General features: G+C 46.8%; 24 protein-coding genes. 22 read left to right on the forward strand and 2 right to left on the reverse strand.

Going from position 1 to position 26,388, the window contains the following annotated elements; all coding sequences use genetic code 11:
- Position 1 precedes the first annotated feature (1 nt).
- The 12 genes from walK to SB724_RS13190 all read left to right on the forward strand — a co-directional run bounded on the left by walK (position 2) and on the right by SB724_RS13190 (position 14,371).
- Positions 2–1,837, forward strand: a complete 1,836-nt coding sequence (gene walK, locus SB724_RS13135; protein WP_004393106.1) for a cell wall metabolism sensor histidine kinase WalK — start codon at positions 2–4, stop codon at positions 1,835–1,837.
- On the forward strand, positions 1,827–3,185 hold the full coding sequence (yycH, locus tag SB724_RS13140; protein ID WP_015418614.1) for a two-component system activity regulator YycH: 1,359 nt from the start codon (positions 1,827–1,829) through the stop codon (positions 3,183–3,185). The genes walK and yycH overlap by 11 nt, the downstream gene beginning before the upstream one ends.
- The gene (locus tag SB724_RS13145; RefSeq protein WP_160222781.1) at positions 3,172–4,011 is read left to right on the forward strand and encodes a two-component system regulatory protein YycI; all 840 of its coding nucleotides are present in this window, start codon (positions 3,172–3,174) and stop codon (positions 4,009–4,011) included. The genes yycH and SB724_RS13145 overlap by 14 nt, the downstream gene beginning before the upstream one ends.
- Positions 4,012–4,025: 14 nt before the next feature.
- The gene (locus tag SB724_RS13150; RefSeq protein WP_007614969.1) at positions 4,026–4,820 is read left to right on the forward strand and encodes an MBL fold metallo-hydrolase; all 795 of its coding nucleotides are present in this window, start codon (positions 4,026–4,028) and stop codon (positions 4,818–4,820) included.
- Between the two features lie 86 nt (positions 4,821–4,906).
- Positions 4,907–6,103 (forward strand): S1C family serine protease, encoded by a 1,197-nt coding sequence (locus SB724_RS13155; RefSeq protein ID WP_410571444.1) that lies wholly within the window; start codon positions 4,907–4,909, stop codon positions 6,101–6,103.
- A gap of 487 nt (positions 6,104–6,590) precedes the next feature.
- Complete coding sequence (locus SB724_RS13160) at positions 6,591–6,803, forward strand: winged helix-turn-helix domain-containing protein (RefSeq protein ID WP_032875422.1); 213 nt, start codon at positions 6,591–6,593, stop codon at positions 6,801–6,803.
- Complete coding sequence (locus tag SB724_RS13165; protein ID WP_265972528.1) at positions 6,800–8,218, forward strand: sensor histidine kinase; 1,419 nt, start codon at positions 6,800–6,802, stop codon at positions 8,216–8,218. The genes SB724_RS13160 and SB724_RS13165 overlap by 4 nt, the downstream gene beginning before the upstream one ends.
- 231 nt (positions 8,219–8,449) lie before the next feature.
- Positions 8,450–9,457 (forward strand): ThiF family adenylyltransferase, encoded by a 1,008-nt coding sequence (locus SB724_RS13170; RefSeq protein WP_410571447.1) that lies wholly within the window; start codon positions 8,450–8,452, stop codon positions 9,455–9,457.
- Positions 9,454–10,776, forward strand: a complete 1,323-nt coding sequence (locus tag SB724_RS13175; RefSeq protein WP_410571449.1) for an ABC transporter substrate-binding protein — start codon at positions 9,454–9,456, stop codon at positions 10,774–10,776. Before SB724_RS13170 ends, SB724_RS13175 begins: the two co-directional genes overlap by 4 nt.
- Before the next feature lie 18 nt (positions 10,777–10,794).
- Positions 10,795–11,985 (forward strand): MFS transporter, encoded by a 1,191-nt coding sequence (locus SB724_RS13180; protein WP_014306161.1) that lies wholly within the window; start codon positions 10,795–10,797, stop codon positions 11,983–11,985.
- Between the two features lie 27 nt (positions 11,986–12,012).
- Positions 12,013–13,638, forward strand: coding sequence for an ABC-F family ATP-binding cassette domain-containing protein (locus SB724_RS13185; protein ID WP_007614956.1), 1,626 nt, complete (start codon positions 12,013–12,015; stop codon positions 13,636–13,638).
- 13 nt (positions 13,639–13,651) lie between these two features.
- Entirely contained in the window at positions 13,652–14,371 is a 720-nt protein-coding gene (locus tag SB724_RS13190) for a cupin-like domain-containing protein (protein ID WP_007407887.1), read from the forward strand.
- Positions 14,372–14,411: 40 nt separating this feature from the next.
- On the opposite strand, the gene SB724_RS13195 is transcribed toward SB724_RS13190, so the two are convergent.
- Positions 14,412–15,827: a sigma-54 interaction domain-containing protein gene (locus SB724_RS13195; protein ID WP_007614954.1), complete on the reverse strand. Its 1,416-nt coding sequence runs from the start codon at positions 15,825–15,827 to the stop codon at positions 14,412–14,414.
- Positions 15,828–16,001: 174 nt separating this feature from the next.
- On the opposite strand from SB724_RS13195, the gene SB724_RS13200 reads away from it, so the two are divergent.
- The 8 genes from SB724_RS13200 to SB724_RS13235 all read left to right on the forward strand — a co-directional run bounded on the left by SB724_RS13200 (position 16,002) and on the right by SB724_RS13235 (position 22,832).
- Positions 16,002–16,289, forward strand: coding sequence for an autorepressor SdpR family transcription factor (locus tag SB724_RS13200; protein ID WP_032875437.1), 288 nt, complete (start codon positions 16,002–16,004; stop codon positions 16,287–16,289).
- Positions 16,286–16,921 carry an SdpI family protein gene (locus SB724_RS13205; RefSeq protein ID WP_326155455.1) on the forward strand — a complete coding sequence of 212 codons (636 nt, stop codon included), beginning with the start codon at positions 16,286–16,288 and terminating at the stop codon, positions 16,919–16,921. Before SB724_RS13200 ends, SB724_RS13205 begins: the two co-directional genes overlap by 4 nt.
- Before the next feature lie 229 nt (positions 16,922–17,150).
- The gene (locus SB724_RS13210; RefSeq protein ID WP_004393130.1) at positions 17,151–18,356 is read left to right on the forward strand and encodes an ornithine--oxo-acid transaminase; all 1,206 of its coding nucleotides are present in this window, start codon (positions 17,151–17,153) and stop codon (positions 18,354–18,356) included.
- Between the two features lie 223 nt (positions 18,357–18,579).
- Positions 18,580–19,980, forward strand: coding sequence for an amino acid permease (locus SB724_RS13215; RefSeq protein ID WP_012118885.1), 1,401 nt, complete (start codon positions 18,580–18,582; stop codon positions 19,978–19,980).
- A gap of 73 nt (positions 19,981–20,053) precedes the next feature.
- Complete coding sequence (rocF, locus tag SB724_RS13220) at positions 20,054–20,944, forward strand: arginase (protein WP_007407883.1); 891 nt, start codon at positions 20,054–20,056, stop codon at positions 20,942–20,944.
- 130 nt (positions 20,945–21,074) lie between these two features.
- Complete coding sequence (locus SB724_RS13225; protein WP_265972533.1) at positions 21,075–22,190, forward strand: response regulator aspartate phosphatase; 1,116 nt, start codon at positions 21,075–21,077, stop codon at positions 22,188–22,190.
- Entirely contained in the window at positions 22,177–22,311 is a 135-nt protein-coding gene (locus tag SB724_RS13230) for a hypothetical protein (protein WP_007407881.1), read from the forward strand. The genes SB724_RS13225 and SB724_RS13230 overlap by 14 nt, the downstream gene beginning before the upstream one ends.
- Before the next feature lie 47 nt (positions 22,312–22,358).
- Positions 22,359–22,832 carry a GNAT family N-acetyltransferase gene (locus SB724_RS13235; RefSeq protein ID WP_265972534.1) on the forward strand — a complete coding sequence of 158 codons (474 nt, stop codon included), beginning with the start codon at positions 22,359–22,361 and terminating at the stop codon, positions 22,830–22,832.
- Positions 22,833–22,861: 29 nt separating this feature from the next.
- On the opposite strand, the gene SB724_RS13240 is transcribed toward SB724_RS13235, so the two are convergent.
- The gene (locus SB724_RS13240; RefSeq protein ID WP_265972535.1) at positions 22,862–23,842 is read right to left on the reverse strand and encodes an aldo/keto reductase; all 981 of its coding nucleotides are present in this window, start codon (positions 23,840–23,842) and stop codon (positions 22,862–22,864) included.
- 181 nt (positions 23,843–24,023) lie between these two features.
- Between SB724_RS13240 and SB724_RS13245 the strand changes: the two genes are divergently transcribed.
- Both SB724_RS13245 and SB724_RS13250 read left to right on the forward strand, forming a co-directional pair.
- On the forward strand, positions 24,024–24,773 hold the full coding sequence (locus SB724_RS13245) for a hypothetical protein (RefSeq protein WP_410571454.1): 750 nt from the start codon (positions 24,024–24,026) through the stop codon (positions 24,771–24,773).
- A 10-nt stretch (positions 24,774–24,783) separates the two neighbouring features.
- Positions 24,784–25,947 (forward strand): hypothetical protein, encoded by a 1,164-nt coding sequence (locus SB724_RS13250; protein WP_410571456.1) that lies wholly within the window; start codon positions 24,784–24,786, stop codon positions 25,945–25,947.
- The last annotated feature ends 441 nt before the right edge of the window (positions 25,948–26,388 follow it).

Here is a 26,388-nt window from a genome sequence, read left to right on the forward strand (position 1 = left end):
GATGAATAAGGTTGGTTTTTTTCGGTCGATTCAGTTTAAGATCACGCTGATCTATGTGCTTCTCATTATCATCGCCATGCAGATTATCGGCGTGTACTTTGTGAAACAGGTGGAGAATTCTCTTCTCAAGTCCTATGAATTATCGTTAAATCAGCGCATTGACAATCTATCCTATTATATTGAGCAGGAATATAAAGGAGATAATGACAGCACCGTCATTAAAGATGACGTCAAACGGATTTTGAATGATTTTACGAAAAACAATGAAATACGGGAGATTACATTTGTTGATAAAAGCTATGAGGTCGTCGGTTCTTCGAGGCCTTATGGCGAGGAAATAGCGGGGAAACAGACGACTGACCCGATTTTTAAACGGATTTTCTCAACAAAACAGGCCTATTCAAAAAAATATTATGATCCTAAAAGCAAAAACAGAGTGCTGATTTCAGCAAAACCTGTCGTCACAGAGAATCAGGAAGTTGTCGGCGCGATTTATGTCGTGGCCAGTATGGAAGATACCTTTAACCAGATGAAAACCGTCAACTCGATTCTTGCTTCAGGAACAGGCTTAGCCCTTGTTCTGACGGCTCTTCTCGGTATATTTCTCGCCCGTACCATTACCCATCCGCTCTCAGATATGCGTAAGCAGGCGATGGAACTGGCAAAAGGGAATTTCTCCAGAAAGGTGCGGAAATACGGGCATGATGAAATCGGTCAGCTCGCAACGACGTTCAACCATCTGACGAGAGAGCTTGAAGATGCCCAAGCCATGACGGAAGGGGAGAGAAGAAAGCTTTCTTCCGTTATCGCGTATATGACGGACGGTGTCATCGCTACGAATCGCAACGGGGCTATTATTCTTTTAAACAGCCCTGCGCTTGAGCTGCTGAATGTTTCACGTGAAACGGCTTTAGAGATGCCGATTACGTCTTTATTGGGCATAAAAGAGAACTTTACATTTGAGGATTTAGTAGAACAGCAGGATTCAATGCTGCTGGAGATCGAACGTGACGATGAGACGACTGTACTGCGGGTGAATTTTTCCGTTATTCAGAGAGAGCACGGAAAAATCGACGGTTTAATCGCGGTTCTTTATGATGTCACCGAACAGGAAAAACTCGATCGGGAACGCAGAGAGTTCGTTGCCAACGTGTCTCATGAGCTGCGGACACCGCTGACGACCATGCGAAGCTATTTAGAGGCGCTTGCAGAGGGCGCGTGGGAAAACAAAGATATCGCTCCGCGTTTCTTAATGGTGACCCAAAATGAGACTGAGCGCATGATCAGATTGGTGAACGACCTGCTCCAGCTTTCTAAATTCGACAGCAAAGATTATCAGTTTAATCGGGAGTGGATTCATATGATCCGCTTTATGTCACTGATTATCGATCGTTTTGAAATGACGAAAGAACAGCATGTCGAATTTATCCGCGAGCTTCCGGACAGAAATCTGTACGTGGAGATTGATCAGGATAAAGTGACGCAGGTTCTCGATAATATCATTTCTAACGCACTGAAATACTCACCGGAAGGCGGACATGTGACTTTCTCAGTCGATGTGAATGAGAAAGAAGAGCTGCTTTATATCAGCGTAAAAGATGAAGGTATCGGCATTCCGAAAAAAGATGTGGAAAAAGTCTTTGACCGTTTCTACAGAGTGGATAAAGCGCGCACAAGAAAACTCGGCGGCACCGGGCTCGGCCTTGCGATTGCAAAAGAGATGGTTCAGGCTCACGGCGGAGACATTTGGGCCGACAGTGTAGAAGGCAAAGGAACGAAGATTACATTTACTCTTCCATATAAAGAAGAGCAAGAGGATGATTGGGATGAGGCGTGAAAATATAAAAACAGTCATACTGTCAGTGCTGGTCGTCATTAGTCTTGTTTTAACATGGGGAATTTGGACATTCCAGCCCAATTTTTCAGAAGGCACGGCCTCAACCAAATCGACTGTCCGGGAAAAGCATAAAATTGATAAAACGAGCCAAAAAGTGTCGCAAACGGTAAAACCCCGGGATATGTTTATTCATACAAACGGCTCTCATTATAAAGTGGATGATGAGACGCTCTTTAATGACCTGTGGGCGGATTTGCCGCAATGGGAAGTAAAAGGGATGAAGGATATTTCCGATCAATACGACAAGCTCGGTTTTAAAAATTGGCTTTACGGCAGAAACGGCAACTCGGCAAAGCTCGATCTGCAATTCAATGACACTATTCCGATTGATTTCTTCCAAACGATGTTTAAATGGTCGAATCCGTCAATGGAATACAGCTCCTTTGACCATATTGTCATTCCGTTTAATGAGAATAAGACAAATAAGAAGATTTACATGGTCTCATACAGCAAGCAGCTGATTTTGGAAGTGACTGTGGAATCGGCGAATTACCGCAATCTGATGAATGAGCTGTACAGCAAAAAGTCGAGTATGCCGTTATACCACCTCTATTCGGTCGGAAAAAGCAAAGAATTTCTCATGCCGAATGCGCGGTTTAATATGAAGGAAAAAGAATTTATCACTGAAACCATTAAGACGAACCTGTTTAAGCAGACGCTTTTTAATGATCCGAGCACGGTCAGAGAAGACCCGAATTACAATCGGAATGTGCTGACTGACGGAATCAGCCGTCTGGAAATCAATTCGACACAGCGGCAGATTCAATTCCAGCATCGGAACCTGGCACAAAGCGCTTCTTATCAAACAGGGGAGCTGATTAAGAAAAGCTATAAATATTTAGAGGATACGGGAAGCTGGACGGATCATTATCAATTTTTCAATGTGAGTGATAACCAGCAGCTGAGTTTCTACATGTTTAAAGACCAAATGCCCGTGATCAACAGCACGTCTAAGCCTTTCGGATCCGGACCTGTTTTGACCCTTCAATGGGCCAATGACGAGGTTCTCAGCTACAAGCGGCCGAACTATGTTCTCGGACCGAATCCGATTAAAACAAAAGACGTAAAAATGATGAACGGCAATGAGGTTGTGTCTCTGCTGGAGCAGCAGGATAAATACGACGTGAATAAAATCGACCAGATCTTCCTGTCCTATCAAATGGTCTCTTCATCAACGAATGATCTCGTTGAGCTGGAACCCGTCTGGAGTATGAAAATCAACGGGAAGATCGTCCCGATTACGAAAGATCTGCTGGGGAAGGAGGAGGACGATAATGGAGTGGAATAAGACAAAAACGATCTTCATCATTGCCTTCCTCATCCTCGATATTTTTCTCGGCTATCAGTTTTTTGAAAAACGCTCGAGCAGTGAATACGAAGTGATTAAAAATTCAAATGTGGAAAAAGACATGGAGATGGATCATATCACTTTCGGCAACCTGTCTTCTGATTCCGCGACGGGCTACCGGCTGACGGCGGGCCAAAAGGTATTTACCGCTGAAGATATTGATGCTTTGAAAGATCAAAAGCCTTTAATGGAGATGCCGGCGGATGATCACAAGGTTACGACGCTGAAAATGAAATTTACCGATCCGGTCGGTTTATCGAAGCAAAAACCGCAGGAGGATGCGGAATCGCTCGTCAGCTCTAAAATAACCGGCGGTGAAAAATATAAACTGTGGAAAGTCGACAAGGATAAAAAACAGATCATTTTTTACCAGATGTATGACGGCCAGTTGATTTATCAGGATTTTGACTCGTCCACGGATGCGATCGGACAGGTGATTCTGCATCTGAACGATAAAAACGAGGTCGTATCTTACGAGCAGACCATGCTGGAGTCATTCAAGCGAATCCAGACGGAGAGCCTGATTCCTGAGCTTGATGCGGTCGAATTATTGTATTCTCAAAATTACTTAAAAGCGAATTGCGCCGTTAAAAGCGTTAAGTTCGGCTATATTGCCCAATATCCGCTGACAAGTACGCAGGTGCTGGCGCCGGTATGGAGAATTACAATCGAAGATAAGTCAAAAGGGACGAAGAAAAAGACACTGCAAACGTACACTGTGAATGCATTGGAAAGTACAGTCATTGATAACAATCAAAATAAATAATGGAGTGAGACACAATGGGCTTGCAATTTAGCGTGCTTGCGAGCGGGAGTACCGGAAACGCGTTTTATCTGGAGACAGATGAGCACTCTTTTCTGGTGGATGCCGGCCTGAGCGGTAAAGCGATGGACGGGCTGATGGAGAGAATCGGCCGCAAGATAGACGACGTCGACGGCATTTTTGTCACTCACGAGCACAGCGACCATATTAAAGGGCTCGGCGTCATTGCGAGAAAGTACGGACTTCCCGTCTACGCCAATGAAAAGACGTGGAAAGCGATGGAAAATCAGATCGGCAAGCTGGATACCGGACAAAAGTTTTTGTTCCCGATGGAAAGCGTGAAATCCTTCGGCGGGCTTGATGTTGAGTCATTCGGCGTCTCTCATGACGCGGCCGAGCCGATGTTTTATGTTTTCCACTACCAAGGCAGAAAGCTCGCGCTGATGACGGACACCGGGTATGTGAGCGACAGAATGAAAGGCATTATCCGTTCGGCCAATGTGTTTGTGTTTGAAAGCAACCATGATGTCGGCATGCTGCAAATGGGCAGATACCCATGGAGCATTAAGCGGCGGATTTTAAGCGATGTCGGCCACGTCTCCAATGAAGACGCGGCGCTCGCCATGACTGATGTCATCGGCGACGGCACATCGCGCATCTATTTGGCGCATCTGAGCCAGGACAACAATATGAAGGAACTGGCGAGAATGTCCGTGCAGCAGACATTGGCTGCGAAAGGATTTGTCGCCGGGGAAACGTTTCAGTTATTTGATACCGATCCGAAAATCCCGACGCCGCTGTGCGCCGTGTAATTTTTCCAAATGAATCATGATTATTAATCCGCGATCTGACCCACACTATAAGCAAATCGAGTACTCTTGAAAGGATTTGAGATAGGGTGGATTATAATCGCGATGATGAACAGTACGCCTCCGAACAGCCCCGCTGCAGCAAGAGAGGGTACTTTCTATCAAGTCTGATCGGCGTCATCGTCGGGGCCGCGCTCATGGCATTCCTGCTGCCGTACTGGACAGGCGGAGACCATGGGGAAAGCAGCAAAAGCACCAGCCAGCGTCTCGGCAGCGAACAGGTGAAAACAGTCAACGTAAATGTCAATGACGCTGTCACGAATATGGTCAGCCGTGTATCGGATTCGGTAGTCGGCGTTCTCAATATCCAAAAGACCGATATTTGGGGAGAGGGCGGCGAAGCGGGAAGCGGGTCCGGCGTCATTTACAAAAAGAACGGAAACACTTCTTATATCGTAACCAATCACCATGTCATTGAAGGTGCGACTGAGATTGAGATCAGCCTGAAGGATGGCTCACGCGTGCCTGCTGAGCTGATCGGGAGCGACCGTCTGATGGATCTCGCCGTGCTGAAGGTGAAATCTGATAAAATCAAATCGGCCGCCCAGTTCGGCAATTCCGATCAAGTCAAAGTCGGAGAACCGGTCATTGCGATCGGAAATCCGCTCGGGCTTGAATTTGCGGGATCAGTGACACAGGGGATCATTTCAGGCACGGAAAGGGCGGTGCCCGTTGACTCAAACGGCGACGGACAGCCGGATTGGAATGCGGAAGTGCTGCAGACCGATGCCGCGATTAACCCCGGCAACAGCGGCGGCGCTTTAATGGATATATCGGGCAAGGTGGTCGGCATCAACTCAATGAAGATCGCTGAATCCGCCGTTGAAGGAATCGGCCTGTCCATCCCGTCAAAGCTTGTCATTCCCGTTATTCAGGATATAGAAAAATACGGAGAAGTCAGACGGCCTTTTCTCGGTATTGAGATGAAATCCTTAACGGATATTGCGAGCTACCATTGGAGCCAGACGCTGAAACTTCCGAAAGGCGTTAAAACCGGGGCGGTCATTATGGGTGTCGACGCGTTTTCACCGGCGGGAAAAGCGGGTTTGAAAAAACTCGACGTGATTACCGGGTTCGACGGACATAAGGTCAATGACGTTGTGGATCTCCGTGAGCGCCTGTATCGCAAAAAGATCGGCGACCGTGTGAACATCACGTTCTACCGTTCGGGAAAGAAAAAAACAGCGGAAGTCAAACTGACAGAAGCGGATCGATTACAGAAATAAAAAAACAGCCCGGACATCCGGGCTGTTTTTTATTGATTTATTTGTTAATATTATACTATTATGAAACAGGGAGGTGAAACACATGAAAACGGCTGATGTGATCATCGTATTGAATGAAATTGAAGGTGAATGTGAAGGAAGAATTATTTTAGAATGCAGAATTTAAGAACATGAAACATGTCATATCAAACGTCCTTTTTCAGGGCGCTTTTTTTATGCCTTTTTTCAGAAGCCATAAAAAAGAACTGAACGCGGGTCACAACACGTTCAGTTGGAAATGGGTATATTTAGAAAAAGGCAGACATGAACTTAGAACTTTGTGATTGAAACAGACTGGTGCTGCTGAATTGAAGCGGCAGATGAAACTGCTGGCAGCTTTTTGTTGTTATTTGCAGATGGCTCCGTTTTGTTTCAGATAAAAGCGAATAATAGAAGGGGAAGCGAAAAAAATAAACACAGGCTGATACATCTAAGGAGAGACTGCATCATGGAGAAGTTGAAAGGCATCAAGCTGCTGAGTGCAGACGGCGAGTCTGCACTCATTGATTCTTTAACGATGGGGCTTCATCACGGAACGGTCCTCGGAGAAGACAATATCGTCGAGGTGTACATCCGTTCTTTGCGCGAAAAGCTGAAGGACAAAGAACACAAGGTGATTCGCACGGTTCGGGGAGCCGGGTACAGGGTGGATCTGGCATGAAGCGGCTGTACAGAACCCTGCGATTCCAGCTCCTGTACAGGTCACTGGCGATTTTGGCTTTGCTGTTATGTTTTATCGGCGGCACTCAGTACATGTTTATGACACGGACGATGTATGAAAATCAGGCGATCAGCATTCAGAGTGATATCAATTCAATGGATCAAAGCGTATGGAGGTCAATCAAAACCCTTGCCCGTTCCGAAACACCGGCTCATCCGAATTTGATTTACCCCGGGGTGACGGTTGCTTTTATCAATCCATCATACAAGATGTCTGTTTTATCAGAAGACCCGCACGCGGGGGCCGCTCCTTCTTTTCCGAAAAACGTGTATCAGGATGCGCTGACAGATACAACGGCGCTTCACTATCAGGTGGCTCACAATAAGGCGGGTGAGGAAATCATCGTCGTGTTTCAGGCGATTTCCGTTGACGGAAGGCCGGCGGGAGTTGTGCAGATGAGCACGCTGACCCAGCCTCTGAATGATTCGCTTTTCCGCCAGATCAGCATTTTCGCGGTACTTTCCTTTGCGGCTTTGGTCATCGGACTGTTTGTTTTCCTGCCGGTGATCCGGCTCACACTCAAGCCGCTGTCCCGCATTGTGCATATGATGGGTGACATTCATGCCGGCAGTCTCGATAAACGGCTGCCGATCGATAGGAAGCAGGCCGAAATTGAGTCATTGGGCATCTCTATCAATCAGATGCTGGAACGGATTGAAACCTCTTTTCAGGCGGAAAAAGAAGCGAAGGAACGAATCCGGCAGTTTGTATCAGACGCATCACATGAGCTGAGAACGCCGCTTACCTCCATTCATGGCTTTATCGAAATATTAATGCGCGGAGCGGCGGAAAAGCCGGAGCAGAAAGAAAAAGCGCTTCAAAGCATGTACGCGGAATCCGCCAGGGCGAATAAGCTGATAGAGGATCTTCTGTTTCTCGCGAAGATTGACCGGGTGCCGAGCTTTGAAATGAAAAAAGGCGCATTGGGAGACGTCATTTTGGAAATGGAGGCTCAGCTGAAGCTGCTCGCGAGAAACCGGAAGCTCGAGTTCTTTGTCGATCAAAAGATAGAAGCCATTTTTGACAAAGACAAAATGAAGCAGGTCATTCTCAATCTCTTTTACAATGCGGTGCAGCATACGGATGAAGACACGGGTGTCATCACCGTCTCCCTGCAGAAAGACGGAGGAATCATGCTTATGATTGCGGATAACGGAACGGGAATCGCTCCGAAGCATGTGCCTCATTTGTTTGACCGGTTTTACAGGACGGAAACCTCCCGATCCCGTCAATCCGGCGGCGCGGGGCTGGGTCTTGCCATTACAAAAACCATTATCGACAGCCACAACGGAACAATTGAAGTGAAAAGTGAGCAGGGAAAAGGCTCCGTGTTCATTATCCGGCTGCCGGGATAAACCGGGAAGCAGGAAGAAATATCACAATTTATATGTAAATTCTAAATTTTCAAAAAATAACTTGTCCTTTTCCAGTATTGGTGATAATATCTAATTATTGGTAAAGGGGGTGTGTACTGATGAAGATTGAAGAACTTGATCTTGATACAGAAACAGCAAGCTTGGTGCATCGCTGCTAGTAAAGCCGTGACTCCCCTCATTGGGGAGTTATTATCTTTCAGGGGGTATGTCATGATGTCAACGGACTGTAAGCGCTGGAAGTTTAAAGACAGCGTGCAGGTGCTGACCTACACGGCGCATATTATCATTCAATATCGGAAGGCGATTAAGCTTACGCATACGAGTGAGATCAAAGAGGCGGTTGAACGGCTGATCACCGGCTGTGAAAAACAAGAGCTTTCTGATCTTCTGGGAGAGGAAGCGGGAAACCAGTTTTTCGATGCGTTAATGAAATTGGATGCTTTAATAGAACCATGGCAAAACGGCCGTGAAGGCCGCATCACTGAAAAGCAGCTGTACCATTTTGAGAAATACAACCAAAACCCCAATCTGATCCAAAAGAGATTAGACGGCAGCAGGGCAGCGATCGTGGGTCTGGGGGGCGTCGGAACGATCATTCTTCAAAACCTTCTGGCGGCGGGCATGCAGCATTTTATTCTCATTGATTTCGATGCCGTATCAGTACATAACCTGAACAGACAATTCGTCTATAATAAATCTTCTGTAGGCAAATTAAAGATCTCAGAATGCAGAGATTATATTGCGGGTATCAATCCCCATGCGGACGCAGCACTTTACCATCAGGAAATTACACAGCCGCAGGACCTGCGTGTGTTAGATCCGTATGAAATTGATATCGTCATAAATGCCGCTGACAAACCCCATAACATTTCTGAATGGGTTTACCGGTATTGTAAGGAGCGGAATATCGCGTTTATGACCGGGGGTGTCGGCAGCTTCAGCGGCCAATGGGGGCCTCTGCTTACGCCTGAATCCTATCAATCCGGCGTCACTTATGAAAAAAACATGCCGGCCGGACTTCTGAACTGTTACCCCGATGAACCGATCAAAGGTTCCTTAGGAGCGACAAACGGTATTATATCCTCGTTTATGTCTCATGACATTATCACATATCTTGCAGGCGGAAGCCCGAAATCCCTGAATACCCGCATCGGCCTGGACTTTGACGGACTTCATATTACAGAAACGAAGCTTTCTCAAAAGGAAAGCGCTTTATGAAGACGATGCATCGTACGGCGAGAAAACCGGGCGACCCTCTGAAAATAGAAATCGACACAAGCCCGATACGCTTGAACCCATTAGATACGCAGGATTACACAAGCAAGATGATTTGCAGCATTATGTATGAAAGCCTGCAGGACGGCTATAACTGCCGGATCATCCGCAAAGATCCCCGCACCTGTCAGGTGGACATTCACCCGGACTATTTAGGTGACGCCGAGGGTGTGGTTCAAACGATCATCTATCATCTGACGAAAGAAAATCAAAGCCCCCATCTCGGCAGTTTCCTGAACATAAAACAGGCCGTTCCGTATGTAAAAGGCCTCGTCTCATCCGATCAGCTCGGGGTGAACGTAACGGGCGAAAAACGCTTTGAAGTCACCTTGGACAAGCCGTCTGATGAAATAGAAGCCGTTTTGCAGAGCAGCTTTCTGATTCCGGGGACCGCCGGGGGCGGCGTGCCGGAAAACGGCCCGTACCGATTCAAGCGTACGTTTGAGAAGGGGCTGGAATTTGAGCGGAATCCGCAATATAAAATGACGCCCGCGGATCACCGCACGGTTCAGACCATCCAATTTATTTTGAATGATGATCTGGAAAAAAGCATCGGTCTGTACGAAGCGAATCAAACGGACGTGACCTGCCACACCCAGTTTCATCATTCAAACATGAGGTATCGGCAGTATGCTGATTTTAAAGAAAGTCATTTGCCGATGTTATTTACCTTCAAGGTAAAGGACGACATGCTGAGAACTTTCATTCAGCATTATTTTGATAAACAAAAGCTGGCCGGCGATTTGGGGCATATCATCACACCGACTGATTCACTGATCGGTATATGGGAAAGCGGGAGGACACCGCAGAAAGATCCGCCCCTTTTGACAAGAGAAGAGCCGATCCGAATCGTTTATGCCGATTATTATCCCAACGGAGAGATCATTGAAAGGCTGGCTGATCTGTTTCGGCGGGCCGGAGCGGACGTATCCGTCTCCCGCGTCAGTCATTTCAATGATTATTACCATATGGATAAAAGCGGGTTTGATATTGAGCTCCATTTGTTCCTGCCGGCTTACATGCATGAGCTGAGCTATATCAAGTATTTCATCCGCGACATCAGCGATCCAGAGAAGAAAAAAACGATCATTGATGCCATAGGAACTGAAAAAAAGAAGGAACTTTTTGGGTTATTCGAGAATACAACTCATTATTGCCCAATTTGTTTTGGGAAAAGTCTGTATCTGCAAGATCCATGTATAGAGGGTTTTAGTGTAAAGACTGACGGGCTCCTTTCTGTTCATGATGTTAAATGCAGATAGCTGGAAAGGGGTATTCATTTGCGGAATCGAAATTTGCTTTACTTCTCCGGTTTTTTCGGAAACTTCTTTTTCGAACGGGGAATTTGGATTTTATATTTAACAAGCATGAATTATTCATTGTTTCTAGTGGGCATCCTGCAATCGGTCCTGAATTTGGCGATGTTTCTGGCGGAAGTGCCGAGCGGCGTCATCTCGGACAGAATCGGGAGAAAAAAATCGCTCTTGCTCGGCCATTTTATGGTCATTGTCTATTTGGTGATGTTCCTGAGCTTCCATAACTTCATTGCCCTCTTCATCGCCCATATTATATACGGTATCGGGCTGACGTTTATATCAGGAACGGACCACGCCTTTTTGTTTGATTCACTGAAAGAACAAGGGAAAGAAAAGTGGTACGGCAAATCCATCGGAAACTATAACGGACTTGTCATACTCGGTCTTGCGATCGCCATGGGCATCGGCGGCTACTTGCAGGAAATATCATGGTCGTATGTGTTTATCGCCGGGATTGTCACTCAGCTGATTGCGATGGCGGTCATTACACAGCTGACGGAAATCAAATTTGAAAACAGTGAACACGAAACGCAGACGGTCGGTGACATCTTAAAAGAAGTCAAAGATTTCTTCAGGCTGAACAAAGCCTTTAAATATCTGGTGCTGTCACTCTCCGTTTTCTTTGCGATTACATCGGTTTTTTATATGTACGGACAGGATTTGTTAAGTCAGGAAGGGCTGTCCGTGCGCAATATATCCATTATTTTTGCGGGACTGTCCATCTTGCAGGCGCTGTGCTCCATCTTTTCTTCAAAGCCGGCGGAAAAATTCACGCCGAGGCGCGTGCTTCTGCTGACATTCTGCATCATCGGGGCGGCTTATCTGTTTATACCTTCGGGCAGTCTGTACGTGACGATTGCAGCTTTTGTCGTCATTAACGCGCTCTATGATGTGATAGAACCCGTATCCAGTCAGGTGGTGAATAATGAGATTCCGTCCAGAACGAGAGCCACGCTGCTGTCCATTATCAGTTTGATGACCTCGCTCTTCATGTTCATTGCCTTTCCGTTTATCGGATTCTTAACGGACTATTTTGATTCAGCTTTGCTGCTGACCGCAATCGGGGTATTATCCATCTTATTGTCGCTGTTTATGATGCTCAGCTTTTACAAACTGAAAGCGAGCGTCGCCATCCAGAATAAAGTCGAGCTTTGAACCAGATTGACAAAGGGATGATGTGAGTTGCTGAATATTCATAATCTTACGGTAAATTTAGCGGGAGATACGATTTTCAAACAAGTATCTTTTTTCATCAATGAAGGCGAGAAAGTGCTTGTGGCCGGGCCGAACGGTTCCGGCAAAAGCACGCTGTTCAGGGTGCTTTCCGGAGAGCTTGAGGCAGATGAAGGAACGATTGCGATTAACAAAGGGGCGAAGGTCGGTTTGCTGAAGCAGATCGCTGATCCCCATGAAGATCTGACGTTGTATCAATATCTGGAAAAATCATTTGAAGCTCTCGCGGCGATCCAGAAGGAAATGAAGGCCATTGAGCTGAAGCTTTCGGAACCGATGAGTGATGACGAGCTGACTGCTTTATTGGAAAAATACAGTCAATACACGGAAACATTTGAGCGGAACAACGGCTACCAGATGCATGCGATGATTGACGAGGTGTGCAACGGGCTCAGCCTCAGCGAATTAAAGGATCAGCCGTTTTCAAAGCTGAGCGGCGGCGAAAAAACAAAAGCCGGCCTTGCCGAAATTTTAATCCGCAACGACGACGTTATATTGCTGGACGAGCCGACCAACCATTTGGACGTCCATGCGATTGAGTGGCTTGAAGGGTTTATTAAAAAATCGAACAAAACCATTCTGTTTACGACCCACGATAAAACGTTTGCCGACCAAACGGCGATGAAGGTGCTCGAGATTGACGATACCGAGGTGAAGATTTGGCCTTACGGGTTCAGCGAATACTTGAAAAAGCGGGAAGAATTCATCATCGCCCAGTTTGAGAAATATGAAGAACAGCAGAGAAAAATACAGAAGATGAAGGAATCCATCGCCCAGCTGAGAGATTGGGCCAACCGCTCGAATCCGCCGTCTGTCGGCCTGCACAGACGCGCGAATAATATGGAAAAGGCGCTGAAAAGGATTGAGCTGATTAATAAGCCGGTCCGGACGGAGCAAAAATTAAAAAACGCATTTCAGGAAGCGGGCGCCGGTTCAAAAGATATTGTGTTCATTGAAAACGGAAAGGTGACCAACGGATCTTCCCTTTTATATCAAAATGTGAACCTGCGCATAAAGCATAAAGACAGAATCGGCATCGTCGGCAGAAACGGCGTCGGCAAAACAACGCTGATCCGCTGCATCATCGGGGAAAGAGAACTGTCGGACGGCACCATTAAAGTGGGGGAGAATCTTAAAATAGGCTACATTGATCAAAAGAGCCACGTCGGAGATTCGAGCCAGACGATTCTGCAATTCTTTAAAGAAAATCTGCTGACTGAAGAGGGCATGGCCCGGAATATGCTGGCCAAGTACGGATTTTACGGGTCGTCGGTCTTTAAAAAACTTTCCGTCCTGTCAGGCGGTGAGAGAATCAGGCTGAAGCTGTCCATCTTAATGGAAAAAAAGCTGAATGTCCTGATCCTGGATGAGCCGACCAACCACTTGGATATTGAATCTCAGGAAATTCTCGAAAACAGCCTGATGCAGTTTCAAGGCACCATCATCTGCGTTTCTCATGACAGAAACCTGCTGGAGAAGTTCAACAAGATTTTCTGGCTTGAGAATCAAAACGTCACCATCTTTTCAGGTCCATACAGTTACGCCAAACAAAAAAAACGGCAGATTGCCGAATAAAAGGGGAATGGATATGACCATTGACAGACTGACAATCAATGAGTTATCGTACGATCTTTTTGTAAGCGAGTATGCTGATAAAAAACCTTTTATTTTGACGGGGGCAATGGATCACTGGGAATGCAGGCCGTGGACGCTTGAATACATTGATGAACACTATGGAGATAGAATGGTCACCATCCGGAAATCAGATATCGAAGGGGTCAAAACGTTTAAACAAGTAAAGCTTTCCAACTATATCGAGTACATTGATCAGAATGATGACAAATGGTACTGTGACTGGAATTTTACGCAGCTGAACCAAAATGACTTAGACCTTGTCTATTCGGCACCCGAGTATTTTACAAAAGACACATTGAGAGCGGATGAAGAAACGGGACGGGACTGGAAATGGTTCTTTCTCGGTTCTAAGCAGACAGGCACACCGCTGCATCAGGATTTTAACAACACGCACGCGTGGAACGGCGTCATTTTCGGGGAGAAGGAATGGATCTTCTATCATCCGGACGATTCTCCGTATTTGTACGAAGGAAATATCAATGTCTTTGATGAAAAAGATATAGAGCAAAAACCGTTGGTGCAAAAGGCGTCTCCGATCCGCTTCAGACAAAAGGCGGGAGAAATCATTTACGCGCCGCGCCATTGGTGGCATCAAGTCGAGAATACGGAACATACATTGGCAGTGAGTGAGAACTTTTGGTTTACCGGAGAGCGGCTTGCCAATCAGATATAAACGAAAGGCTGAGGAGCATCTCAGCCTTTTTTGTATGGATTCATTTCATCCGGTCCAGACCGAATTTTTTCAGGCGGTATTGCAGGCTTTGTCTGCTGATTCCGAGCTCGTTTGCCGTTTTGGATATGTTATTGCCGTGTTTTCTCAGGGTTTTTTCGATCATGTATTTTTCGAAGTTTTCCATTTTGTCTTTTAAATCTGTGCCGGGCTGGGTGCTTGCGGCGGCTTTGCTTTCCGTGTCAGCGGGTTTGATTTTCATCCGGTATTGATAAGGCAGGTGGGCCGCCGTAATCGTCGTTTCATCCGTCATAAAGTTCATGGCGCCTTCAATCATATGTTCAAGCTCGCGAATGTTGCCCGGCCAGTCATATTCCAGGAAGAATCGCTGCACATCGTCACTGATCGAATCGACATGCATTTGGAACAGGTGATTGTTTTTCTGGATAAAGACTTCGGCCAGAGGCAGAATATCCTCCTTGCGCTCCCGGAGCGGGGGAATGATCAGCGTGACAACGCTTAAGCGGTAGTATAAATCTTTGCGCAGCCGCTCTTCTGAAATGGCGGTGATCGGGTCTTCATTCATCGTGGCGATGATGCGGACGTCAATCGGTTTGTCCTGAGCTGATCCGATGCGCCTGATTTTCTTTTCCTGCAGGGCGCGGAGCAGTTTTGCCTGCAAGCTGAGATTGAGCGAGTTGATCTCATCAAGGAGCAGGGTGCCTCCCTGCGCCTGCTCAAATAAGCCGGGCTGGTCGATGGCTCCGGTAAAGGCGCCTTTTTTCGTGCCGAATAAAATACTTTCGACCAGGCTGTCCGGCAGGGCGGCGCAGTTTTGTGAGATGAACGGGGCGCCTGAGCGCTGGCTGCCGTTGTGAATACTTTGGGCGAACAGTTCCTTGCCCGTTCCCGTCTCGCCGGCCAAAAGCACCGATGATGATGTGCGGGTTGCCCGTTTCGCGTTTTCGATGACTTCCCGAATAACCGAGCTGTTGCCGAGAATACTGTCAAACGTGTAGCTGTTCTGTTCTTTCCTGTGCATGTTCTCCCTGATCAGCCGTTCGAGCTTGGTGACGTCCTTGGCGATTTCCACGGCGCCCTTGATCTCGCCGTTTTGCACAATCGGGAAGGTGTGGTTGATCGTCGTGATTTCCTGGCCTTTGTTATTGAAATAGCTTTGCTTTACGTTTTTAATCGTTTTGCCTTCTTGAAGGGCCTGAACGAGCGTACTGTCCTGCTGATTGGAAAACATAAATACATCAGTCAGGTTTTTATGCAGGACGTCCCGTTCATCCATATCTTCAATCTGCATCATTTTCTTATTGTAAATGACGGTGCTGCCCTTCTCGTCCACCACATGCAGCCCGACATCAATCTCTTCCAGAATGCTTTGTAACACGAGTGTGTAAAATTCGCTGGTTGTGTGCAGATCAATTCCCCCTCTCAATCGTCTTAACATTCATTATTTTAAAATAAATCGAACGGGAAACGCAAAAAAATTTTGCGCTTGGACGATGTTTAAAAATAAATGGAAATTGAGGTAATAAAACCATTGACTTTTTTAGGGAAATGATTGATATTTAGATATATACTTAAATATCTAAATCATGTACGTATGAGAGGGGGAAAGTTTTTGAATAAAGCTTTTAAAGCACTGGCCGATCCTACAAGGAGAAAAATTTTGGATTTGTTAAAGAAACAAGACATGACAGCTGGCGAAATTGCGGAACACTTCGACATGTCAAAACCCAGTATTTCTCATCACCTTACCATATTGAAAAATACTGATTTGGTTCACGATGAGAGGAAAGGCCAATTTATTATGTATTCATTAAATACCACTGTATTACAGGATCTTATAGGCTGGTTCTTTTCTCTGACTGATTCAGAACATGATAATAAGAAAGGCGGGGAATCATGAAAAAATATCTCTTTTCAGCAGGAATCATAGTTTTAACTGTTTTCACATGGGTTTTCACATATTCATCTTTACCGGACAATTTGGCGACACACTGGGGATTAAACGGAAGTGCAAATGATTACCAAACGAAAGCTAATGCGATGACGATGCTTATTGGCATCATGATTATTCTATATATTTTAATGGTTCTCATCCCTAAGATTGATCCTAAAAATAACTACAAAACATTTACCCGGCCATATATGGCTATATTTAATACAATGTTTGCGGTTCTGTTTGTCATTAATCTGATGACCATCTTGACCGGCCTGGGATATGATCTCCCTATATCTTATTTAGGAAACTTTATAGTGGGAGTCATTTTCATGGTGTTTGGAAACTTCATTCAGATCGTTAAGCCTAATTTCTTTTTAGGGATAAGAACACCTTGGACGCTGAGCAGTGAAAGAGTTTGGAAGGATACACACAGGGTTAGTTCGAAAATTTTTGTCTTAGCGGGCATACTCATGATGCTTGCAGCTTTTTTGCCGCCGGTATATAGAGTGTCAGTCATTTTCATTGCGGCAATCGGCTGTATCATATTATCTTTACTATATTCTTACATTGTATATCAGAGACAATTGAATAAATAATTGTTGGATAGGAGCAATCTAATTGGATTGCTCCTATTTTGTCAGCGGGAAACGCAAAAAAATTTTGCGCTTGGCTGAAGTTTGCACGCAAACTGCCGGAAAATTTTGCGGGAAAAGAAAGAATGCTGGCGAAACATCCCGTTTTTTCGGATTGGCACGGAACTTGCTTTATAAAAAGGGAAAGCAAGATCTAATGTTGAATGATTACAAAACAAGGGGGAATCAGATTATGTCAGCTTTCACAAAATCTCAAGAAATTATCAGCCAAACTTCACATTACGGCGCGAACAACTATCATCCTCTGCCGATTGTTATTTCCGAAGCGCAGGGTGTTTGGGTAAAAGACCCTGAAGGCAATCAATATATGGATATGCTGAGTGCTTATTCTGCGGTGAACCAGGGGCACAGACATCCGAAGATCATTCAGGCGCTGAAGGATCAGGCGGATAAAATCACTCTGACGTCACGCGCGTTCCATAATGATCAGCTCGGTCCGTTTTATGAGAAAACAGCCAAGCTGACCGGAAAAGATATGATTCTGCCGATGAATACGGGGGCGGAAGCCGTTGAATCCGCTGTCAAAGCGGCGAGACGCTGGGCATATGAGGTCAAAGGAGTAGCGGATAATCAGGCGGAAATCATTGCGTGTATCGGCAACTTCCACGGCAGAACGATGCTTGCGGTATCCCTTTCTTCAGAAGATGAGTATAAACGCGGTTTCGGACCTATGCTTCCGGGTATAAAATTAATTCCATACGGAGACGCAGAAGCGCTGCGCCGGGCGATCACGCCGAACACAGCCGCTTTCTTATTCGAACCGATTCAGGGAGAAGCGGGCATCGTCATTCCGCCGGAAGGATTTTTACAAGAAGCGGCCGCCATTTGTAAGGAAGAAAATGTACTTCTGATCGCTGATGAAATTCAGACGGGACTCGGCCGCACAGGGAAAACATTCGCGGTTGACTGGGAAAATATCGTACCGGATATGTTCATCTTAGGCAAAGCGCTCGGCGGGGGCGTCTTCCCGATTTCGTGCATCGCGGCGAACCGTGACATTCTCGGCGTGTTTAACCCGGGCTCCCACGGCTCGACATTCGGCGGAAACCCGCTCGCTTGCGCGGTATCGCTCGCATCTCTTGAAGTCCTTGAGGAAGAAGGGCTGGCAGAGCGTTCCCTTCAGCTTGGCCGTTATTTTAAAGAAGAGCTTGAGAAAATTGATAACCCGATCATAAAAGACGTGCGCGGTCGCGGCCTGTTTATCGGCGTTGAACTGACAGAAGCGGCCCGCCCGTACTGTGAAAAGCTGAAAGGCGAAGGGCTTTTATGCAAAGAAACACATGATACCGTGATCCGTTTTGCACCGCCGTTAATGATTTCCAAGGAAGACTTGGACTGGGCGATCCAAAAGATCACAAACGTGCTTCAAAACGCGTAAAACCTTGATGCGGCAATGCTTTCCCTCGGCTTGTATGGAATTTACAAATAAAAAATTCAGCACACTCTATTTGCGCGGCGACAGTATTTTAGTATAATGTATCTTTATGTACGAAAATGAATTTCATATAACATTCATATACAAATAGAGGCTCTTTGGACAGCAAATCGGTTTCAAAGCACCGGCTTGGTTCCAATACAAGTTGCTGAAGGGGTGCAGAATAGTGAATACAAATCAAAAAGAGAATCAGCTTCAGCGCACAATGAAATCACGCCATTTGTTTATGATTTCTTTGGGCGGAGTGATCGGCACCGGGTTTTTCCTGAGTACCGGATTTACAATTAACCAGGCGGGACCGCTGGGCGCGGTTCTGTCTTATCTGGTCGGCGGTTTTATTATGTTTTTGACCATGCTCTGCTTAGGCGAGCTTGCGGTTGCCCTTCCTGTATCAGGGTCGTTTCAGACGTACGCAACCAAATTCATCAGCCCCGCTTTCGGTTTCGCATTCGGCTGGCTGTACTGGCTCGGCTGGGCGGTAACATGCGCCATTGAGTTTTTATCTGCGGGACAATTGATGCTCCGCTGGTTTCCGCATGTTCCCGTATGGGTATGGTGCCTCGTGTTTGTCGGACTGATGTTTCTTTTGAACGCCATTACCACAAAAGCGTTCGCTGAGTCGGAATTTTGGTTTTCCGGCATTAAAATTTTAGTCATTCTGCTGTTTATAATTTTGGGCGGCGCCGCTATGTTCGGCCTGATTGACATGAAACACGGCGAGCAGGCTCCTTTCTTCTCTCATTTTTATGAGGATGGATTGTTTCCGAACGGCATTAAGGCTATGCTTATTACGATGATTACCGTAAACTTCGCGTTCCAGGGAACGGAGCTGATCGGGGTTGCCGCGGGAGAAAGTGAAAATCCCGAGAAAACGATTCCGCGCTCTATCCGGCAGACGGTATGGAGAACGCTTGTCTTTTTCGTTCTCTCCATCATCGTCATTGCCGGGATGATTCCGTGGAAGCAGGCGGGAGTGGTCGAAAGCCCGTTTGTCGTGGTGTTTGAACAAATCGGTATTCCATATGCGGCCGATATTATGAATTTTGTTATCTTAATTGCGCTGCTCTCAGTGGCCAACTCAGGCCTGTTTGCATCGACGCGTATCCTATATGCCATGGCGAATGAAGGACAAGCCTTTAAATCGCTCGGCAAAATAAATAAACGCGGCGTGCCGATGAACGCTCTGATCGTGACGCTGGCCGTCGCCTGCCTGTCCCTGCTGTCTAAGGTGGCTGCGCCGGAAGTCGTTTATATGTTTCTCTTATCATTAGCCGGACTAAGCGCGCAGGTCGGCTGGATTACGATTTCCCTGTCACAGCTGATGTTCAGACGGAAATACATCCGCGAAGGCGGCAAAGTGGAAGACCTGAAGTTTAAAACACCGCTGTACCCGGTGCTGCCTATTATCGGGCTGACGTTAAACACGGTTGTTCTGATCAGCCTCGCATTTGATTCAGAACAGCGGCTCGCCCTTTATTGCGGCATCCCGTTCATGGCGGTGTGCGTTATCGTCTATCATCTGTATGTAAAAAAGCATAAGCAGTCAGAAAAACAGATAGAGCTTTAAATCTTTTCGTGTCCAAGTCATCTTTGAGAAACCCGCACAGGACAACATACAACATGTTGAGGTGGAAAAACGGATGAACAAGAATATCTCAGTTATTGGAATGCCGATGGATTTAGGACAAGCACGACGCGGAGTGGACATGGGCCCGAGCGCCATCCGCTACGCGCATCTCATTGAACGGTTATCTGACATGGGGTATGCGGTGGAAGACTTAGGCGACATCCCCGTCAATCGTGAAAAACTCAAAAATGATGAAGAGCTGAAAAATTTGAACTCTGTGCTCTCGGGGAACGAGCAGCTCGCCCAAAAGGTGGACAGCGTCATTGAGAATGAGCGGTTCCCTCTCGTCTTGGGCGGCGATCACAGCATCGCGATCGGAACGCTGACAGGAACGGCAAAGCACTATAAACAGCTCGGCGTCATCTGGTACGACGCGCACGGCGACTTAAACACCCTGGAAACATCGCCGTCAGGCAATATTCACGGAATGCCGCTGGCCGTCAGCCTTGGCGTCGGACACGACACGCTGGTGAACCTGGGCGGGTATGCCCCGAAAATCAAGCCGGAGAACGTCGTCATCATCGGCGCGAGATCACTTGATGAAGGCGAGCGTGAATACATTAAGGAAACAGGCATGAAGGTCTATACGATGCATGAGATTGACCGCCTCGGCATGACAAAGGTCATTGAAGAGACCATTGACTACCTGTCAGACTGTGACGGCGTTCACCTCAGCCTTGACCTCGACGGCCTTGATCCGAGCGACGCGCCCGGCGTAGGCACGCCTGTCGTCGGCGGCATCAGCTACCGTGAAAGCCACTTGGCAATGGAAATGCTGTATGATGCCGACATCATCACTTCAGCTGAATTTGTCGAAGTCAACCCGATTCTCGATCACAAAAACAAAACCGGCAAAACAGCGGTTGAGCTGGTGGAATCTTTGTTAGGAAAAAAACTATTATAAAATATGCGCCTCCGCACTTGCGGGGGTTTTTTTGTTGCCCCGAGGAAACTAGCAGGCTTTCACCCTCTTTTCAGGACTGTAAATATGATATATTTATTACACAAAATGGGAAAGGGAGGTGTCCTGACAGATGGCTGAAGTGATGGCCCACGAAACAGTTGCGAAAAAAATCAGTGACTGGTATGAGGAAATCAAAAAGCACAACACTGAATCGGCTGAGGCGTTAAGAGAACAACTGCTTACGGATCTGCAAAATATGACACAAAATCAAACGGTGCTCCTTTATTTTAATTTAATTGATTCCCGCTATAAGCTTTTGATGGAAGAGTATGAGAAAACAGACGGCATTTTAAAAACGATCCAGCTGAACGCCGATAAAGAAAAGACAGACCAGATGATTCAATACTATTATTATTTCTTTTCCGGAATGCACGAGTTTTACCGTAAACGGTTTATGAACGCCATTAATTTTTACCGGATTGCTGAAAGCAGGCTCCGGCACATACCGAATGAGATTGAAAGAGCCGAGTTTAATTATCAAGTGGCGATTGCCTACTATGAAATCCGCCAAAACTACTTTGCGATGAACCACGCGGAAAAAGCGTTGGAGATCTACAAAGCCAATGAAATGTACGCGGTCAGAGAAGCACAGTGTTTAATGGTGATCGGCTGTAACAGAATGGACTTGTTTCACTATCAGAAAGCCGAAGAGCTCCTGCAGACGGCGGTTCATCAAGCCGCCAAAGCGGGCGATCCGCATATTGAGGCGCTCGCCCACTTTAACGCAGGTATTTGCTATGAAAGACAGGAAAAGCTTGAGGAGGCGCGGATCGAGTTTGAAACGGCTCTCGATCAAAAGGAGCATTTGCAATCAGCATATTCGGTGCGGAGTCTGTACATGCTGGCCAGAGTGTTATTGAAACAGGAACAGACGGATGAGGGCCGGTTTTGGCTGCACAAAGCGCTGAATGCCGCTAAAGAAAAAAACGAGCCCGTATACACCCAAAAGCTGCGCATCTTACAGCATGTCTTTATTGACCGCAATGAAGAAGCGCTTGAATCAGCTTTCGCCGAGTTAAGAAGGAAAGAGCTGTGGAGTGACGTTTCCGATTTGTCGTATCAGGCCGCGGCGCATTTTAAAAAACAGGAGAATTACAAACTGGCGGCGAAGTATTTTCAAGAATCAATTGATGCCAATGACCAAATTTTGAGATTGACGGAGGGGATTCGTAATGAAAACATGTAAATTCATTGTACTCTCAGCAGCCTTGGCAAGTCTCATTTCGATTGGATTATTTGCGCAAACTGGTTCAACGGCACAAGCCGAACAAATCATAAAACCGGCGGAAAACGGAGCCTTCGGATAATACTTCATGATACCGCTTTCAGTCTGTGTTTTGTAAGGAGTGATTCAATGGCTATCACGCTGCAGCCGATGACAGGACAAGAATTTCAGTCCTATCTCGCCCATTCAACCAAGCATTACGCTGAAGAAAAGGTAAAAGCGGGAACGTGGCTGCCTGACGAAGCGCCGGAGTTAGCGAAGCTGGCGTTTGAAGACCTGCTTCCTGACGGCTTGGAGACGGCCGACCACTATTTATGGACGCTGACATTGGACGGAAAGGAAAATGCCGGCTGGCTGTGGCTGCACGCCGATTCGGACCACCCGCAACGGGACGCATTTATTTATGATTTCGGCCTTCATCCGCCTTTCCGCGGCAAAGGCTATGCGAAAGAGGCACTCGCAAGGCTGGAGGACAAAGCCAAAGACCTGGGTGTCCGCAAGATTTCTCTCCATGTGTTCGCTCATAACGAAACGGCTCGGAAGCTGTATGAGAAGACGGGATTTCTGGAGACGGATGTCATCATGAGCAAAAAGCTGTCATGAAAAGGGGCCCGCACGATGGGCCTCTTTTGTTATTCATCTAACAATGTCATCATTTGTTCCGGATAACGCTCGCCGGCCGCCGTGCCGATCGGAAACATCTCATCCAACCGCGCCTTCAAATCCTCGGGAAGCACAATGTCGAGAGCGGCGAGGTTCTCTTCCAAGTAGTGTTTCTTTTTTGTGCCCGGGATCGGAATGAGATCATCGCCGTTTGCGAGAACCCATGCGAGCGCAAGCTGAGGCGCGGTAATATTCATTTCCCGGGCAATGGCGGTAAGTTTTTGGACGAGCCCTATATTCACCGCCAAATTGTCTCCCTGGAATCTCGGCGTTCTTCTTCTGTAATCATCGGCATCCAGCTGCTCGGTCGACGTCATCTTTCCGGAAAGAAAACCTCTGCCGAGCGGACTGTAAGGCACAAATGAGATGCCGAGCTCACGGCAGGCGGGCAGCACATGTTCCTCCGCTTCCCTGCTCCATAAAGAATATTCCGATTGAAGCGCGGCAATCGGGTGAATGCGGACGGCGCGCCTGATCGTTTCTGCGGAAGCCTCTGACAATCCGATATACCTCACCTTTCCTTCGTCTATCAGCTCCTTCATGGCGCCGACGGTTTCTTCAATCGGCACCCGCGGATCAACCCGGTGCAGATAATAAAGGTCGATATAATCCGTCCCAAGGCGTTTCAGACTGGCGTCACACGCTTTTTTCACATAATCGGGCCGGCCGTTGATTTCGATAAACTCACCCTTTTCGCTTCGGACATAACCGAATTTCGTCGCGAGGCACAGCTCCTTTCTGAATGGGGCGAGCGCTCTGCCGACAAGTTCTTCATTCGCACCCAATCCATATTGATCAGCCGTATCAAACAAATTCACGCCGAGATGAACGGCATGATGCAGTGTGGAAATCGACTCTTCCTCACTCTGGCTGCCATAGTATTCCGACATGCCCATGCACCCTAACCCCATTGCGGAAACCCGCATCGAACCGATCGTTCTGTCCTTCATATGTCCTCCCCCTTTCTTGTATGATAACCGTATTTCCTGATATTTGAAAATGATTTATGCATATGATTTACATATTGTTATAAAATTTTTAAAAATCTGTAAATTGTATATTTTTTTATCACAATTTCGTCATATAATGAAAATGTGGAAAAATTATACTCGAAGAAAAGAGGCGAAGTCAATGTGTAAAAAGCTGTTCAAAGCCGTCCTCCCGTTTGCCCTGTCATTCACCATGGTTCTGTCGTTCTCCGGTATGAATGTAAAAGCGAAAGAAACAGAAGCAGCCCGCTACGCAAAAGAAATCGCAGACCTTCAGCAGGGCACGACTCCTCAAGACGTTCTCCAATCCGCCAAAGAGCTTGCCAAACAGAAGCACGTTTCAACAGAAGCAATTCTCAAGCAGTTTCATCAAGAAATCACGGCAGACAAGGTGCAAGGAAATGTAATCGCTTCCAAAGAAGGACTCTCTGCAATGGGCGGATCATCAGGCACAAAAAAACTTCCGAAAAGCACAAAAGGCAATATTTATTACACGAACTCATACACGGCTTATTACAACCACGGGCATGTCGGCATGTATTCATCCGCTGACAAAATTGTTGAATCCGTGCCGGGAGACGGCGTCCGCCAGATTGCTTATAACGGCAGAGAAGTCGAAGACAATTCAATCGTTCAGACCGTGAAAGTCACCGACTCTCAAAAACAAGCCGCCGCTGACTGGGCCGTATCAAGAGTCGGTGATGAGTACTCCTTCAACTTCGTCAATAACAGAAATACGGGCCATGAAGGCGCCAAAAACTGCTCAAAACTGCTGTGGTCGGCATTCCTTTTAAAAGCCGGGATTGATATCGACTCTAACGGCGGCTTAGGCGTATATCCGCGCGACATCACAAGCTCGTCCTACACAACCACGATTCTGACCATTCACTAAGGAGAACAACGTGAAAAAAATCATCTGGATACCCTTAGTGATCATCGCCGCCGCAGCGGTCTTATGCTTCTTCTATTTCCGCACGGAAGATCCTGCGGAGGTTGCGAGAGACACATTAAATGACCCTGATTTTCTGAAAGATAAAGAGGCGCTGCTGTATTTCTCCACTGCGGCTGACCAAGACACGTTCGGCGGCGGAAAAAGCTACGCCCTCTTCGCCGATGAAAAAGGACGGCTTTCTTCTTATCACATGAAGGGGCTTGAGCTCGGATCGGCCAAAGTGCATGACGAAAGCGTGCTGCTGGAGGACAAAAAAGGAATCTACACCGTTCAGGGCGGCCTTCACACGTATAAAAGAGCGTACCAGCATACGGGAGACAGCGCGGGATATATCGAACGGGCGAAAGGCTTTTACACGCTGTATAATTCGGGCTACGACAAGAGCGGCGGCAGCTATCGCTCAGAGCTGTACCGCCAGATTGACGGCAAGTGGAAGCAAGACGTCATCCCGCACTATATCCGCGCTTCAGGCTTTTTTAAAGATCATCTTTTCGCACTCACGCCGACAGATGACGAAAAAGGCTATCACGTCCAAGACATTCAGGCCGATAAAGAAAAGCTCCATACAAAATCAATCGCGACATGGACGTATAAAGAAGGCACGTCTGTCGAATCCCAGCTCGCCGCGGACGACAGCGCCGTCTGCTTTGTCACCAGAGGGGAAAAAGCAGATCACATCTATCAAATGGTGAAAGTCATGAAAAACAGCGGCGCCATCAAAACGTATGACATCGCCGCTTATAAAAATGACGAACAGACGATCTATGACTCCATGCCGTTCAGCTTCAAAAAAAGCTTTTTCATGGAGCGGCGCAGCTTCTATTTCGTTGACGGCTTCGGAAACGTGTACCGCATCAACCCTGAGACCGGGAAAAGCAAAAAAGCCTTCAAGCTCCCCGCATCACGAATGAAAGCCGACTTCAAGGAGCTGACCCATCAAAACGGAAAGCTGTATCTGTTTACGTACAGCTACAAAAAGCCCGCCAAAATCGAATCTTTCGACCTGAAAACGGGCAAAAAGCTGAACGACCTGACCATTCCAAATTTAAAAAACATCGTCACGCCGAAAAGCCATCTCAAGCTGTATGATGTGCAGGTGATGGGTGGTTTTTGAAGAGTATAAACATTTCGGAAGAGCTTGCCGCTTTTGGTAAGCTTTTTATAATGAAACGTTACTGCAAGAAAGAAGGTGGTCATTTGAAATCATTCAGTATCTTCTTATTGTTGTCCGTCATTTGTATAACCATTGTTTTTGTCATAATGAATATGTTGATTGGATACCCTGATGTGAGTAACGGGGCATTGATGATGATTGTATATATCGTTGTGACCCTCATGATAAGGCGATATAGCAAGAAAAAAGCCGACCGAACATAGAAATAGAAGAATTTGCACCGTAAAAGCAGAAGACAGTCAGATGAAGGAGGGAGCCGATGAAGAAAAAGCTTGCCGCGGTGACCGTCACCATCTCCTGGTTTCCGTAATAACCAACTCTTTTTTAAACGGCGGAAAGCCGGACTGGATTGATGTTTGCTCTACACTGCTGGCGTGTCTA

This window comes from Bacillus sp. SIMBA_031, from assembly GCF_046535225.1.
Taxonomy (GTDB): Bacteria; Bacillota; Bacilli; order Bacillales; family Bacillaceae; genus Bacillus; species Bacillus velezensis.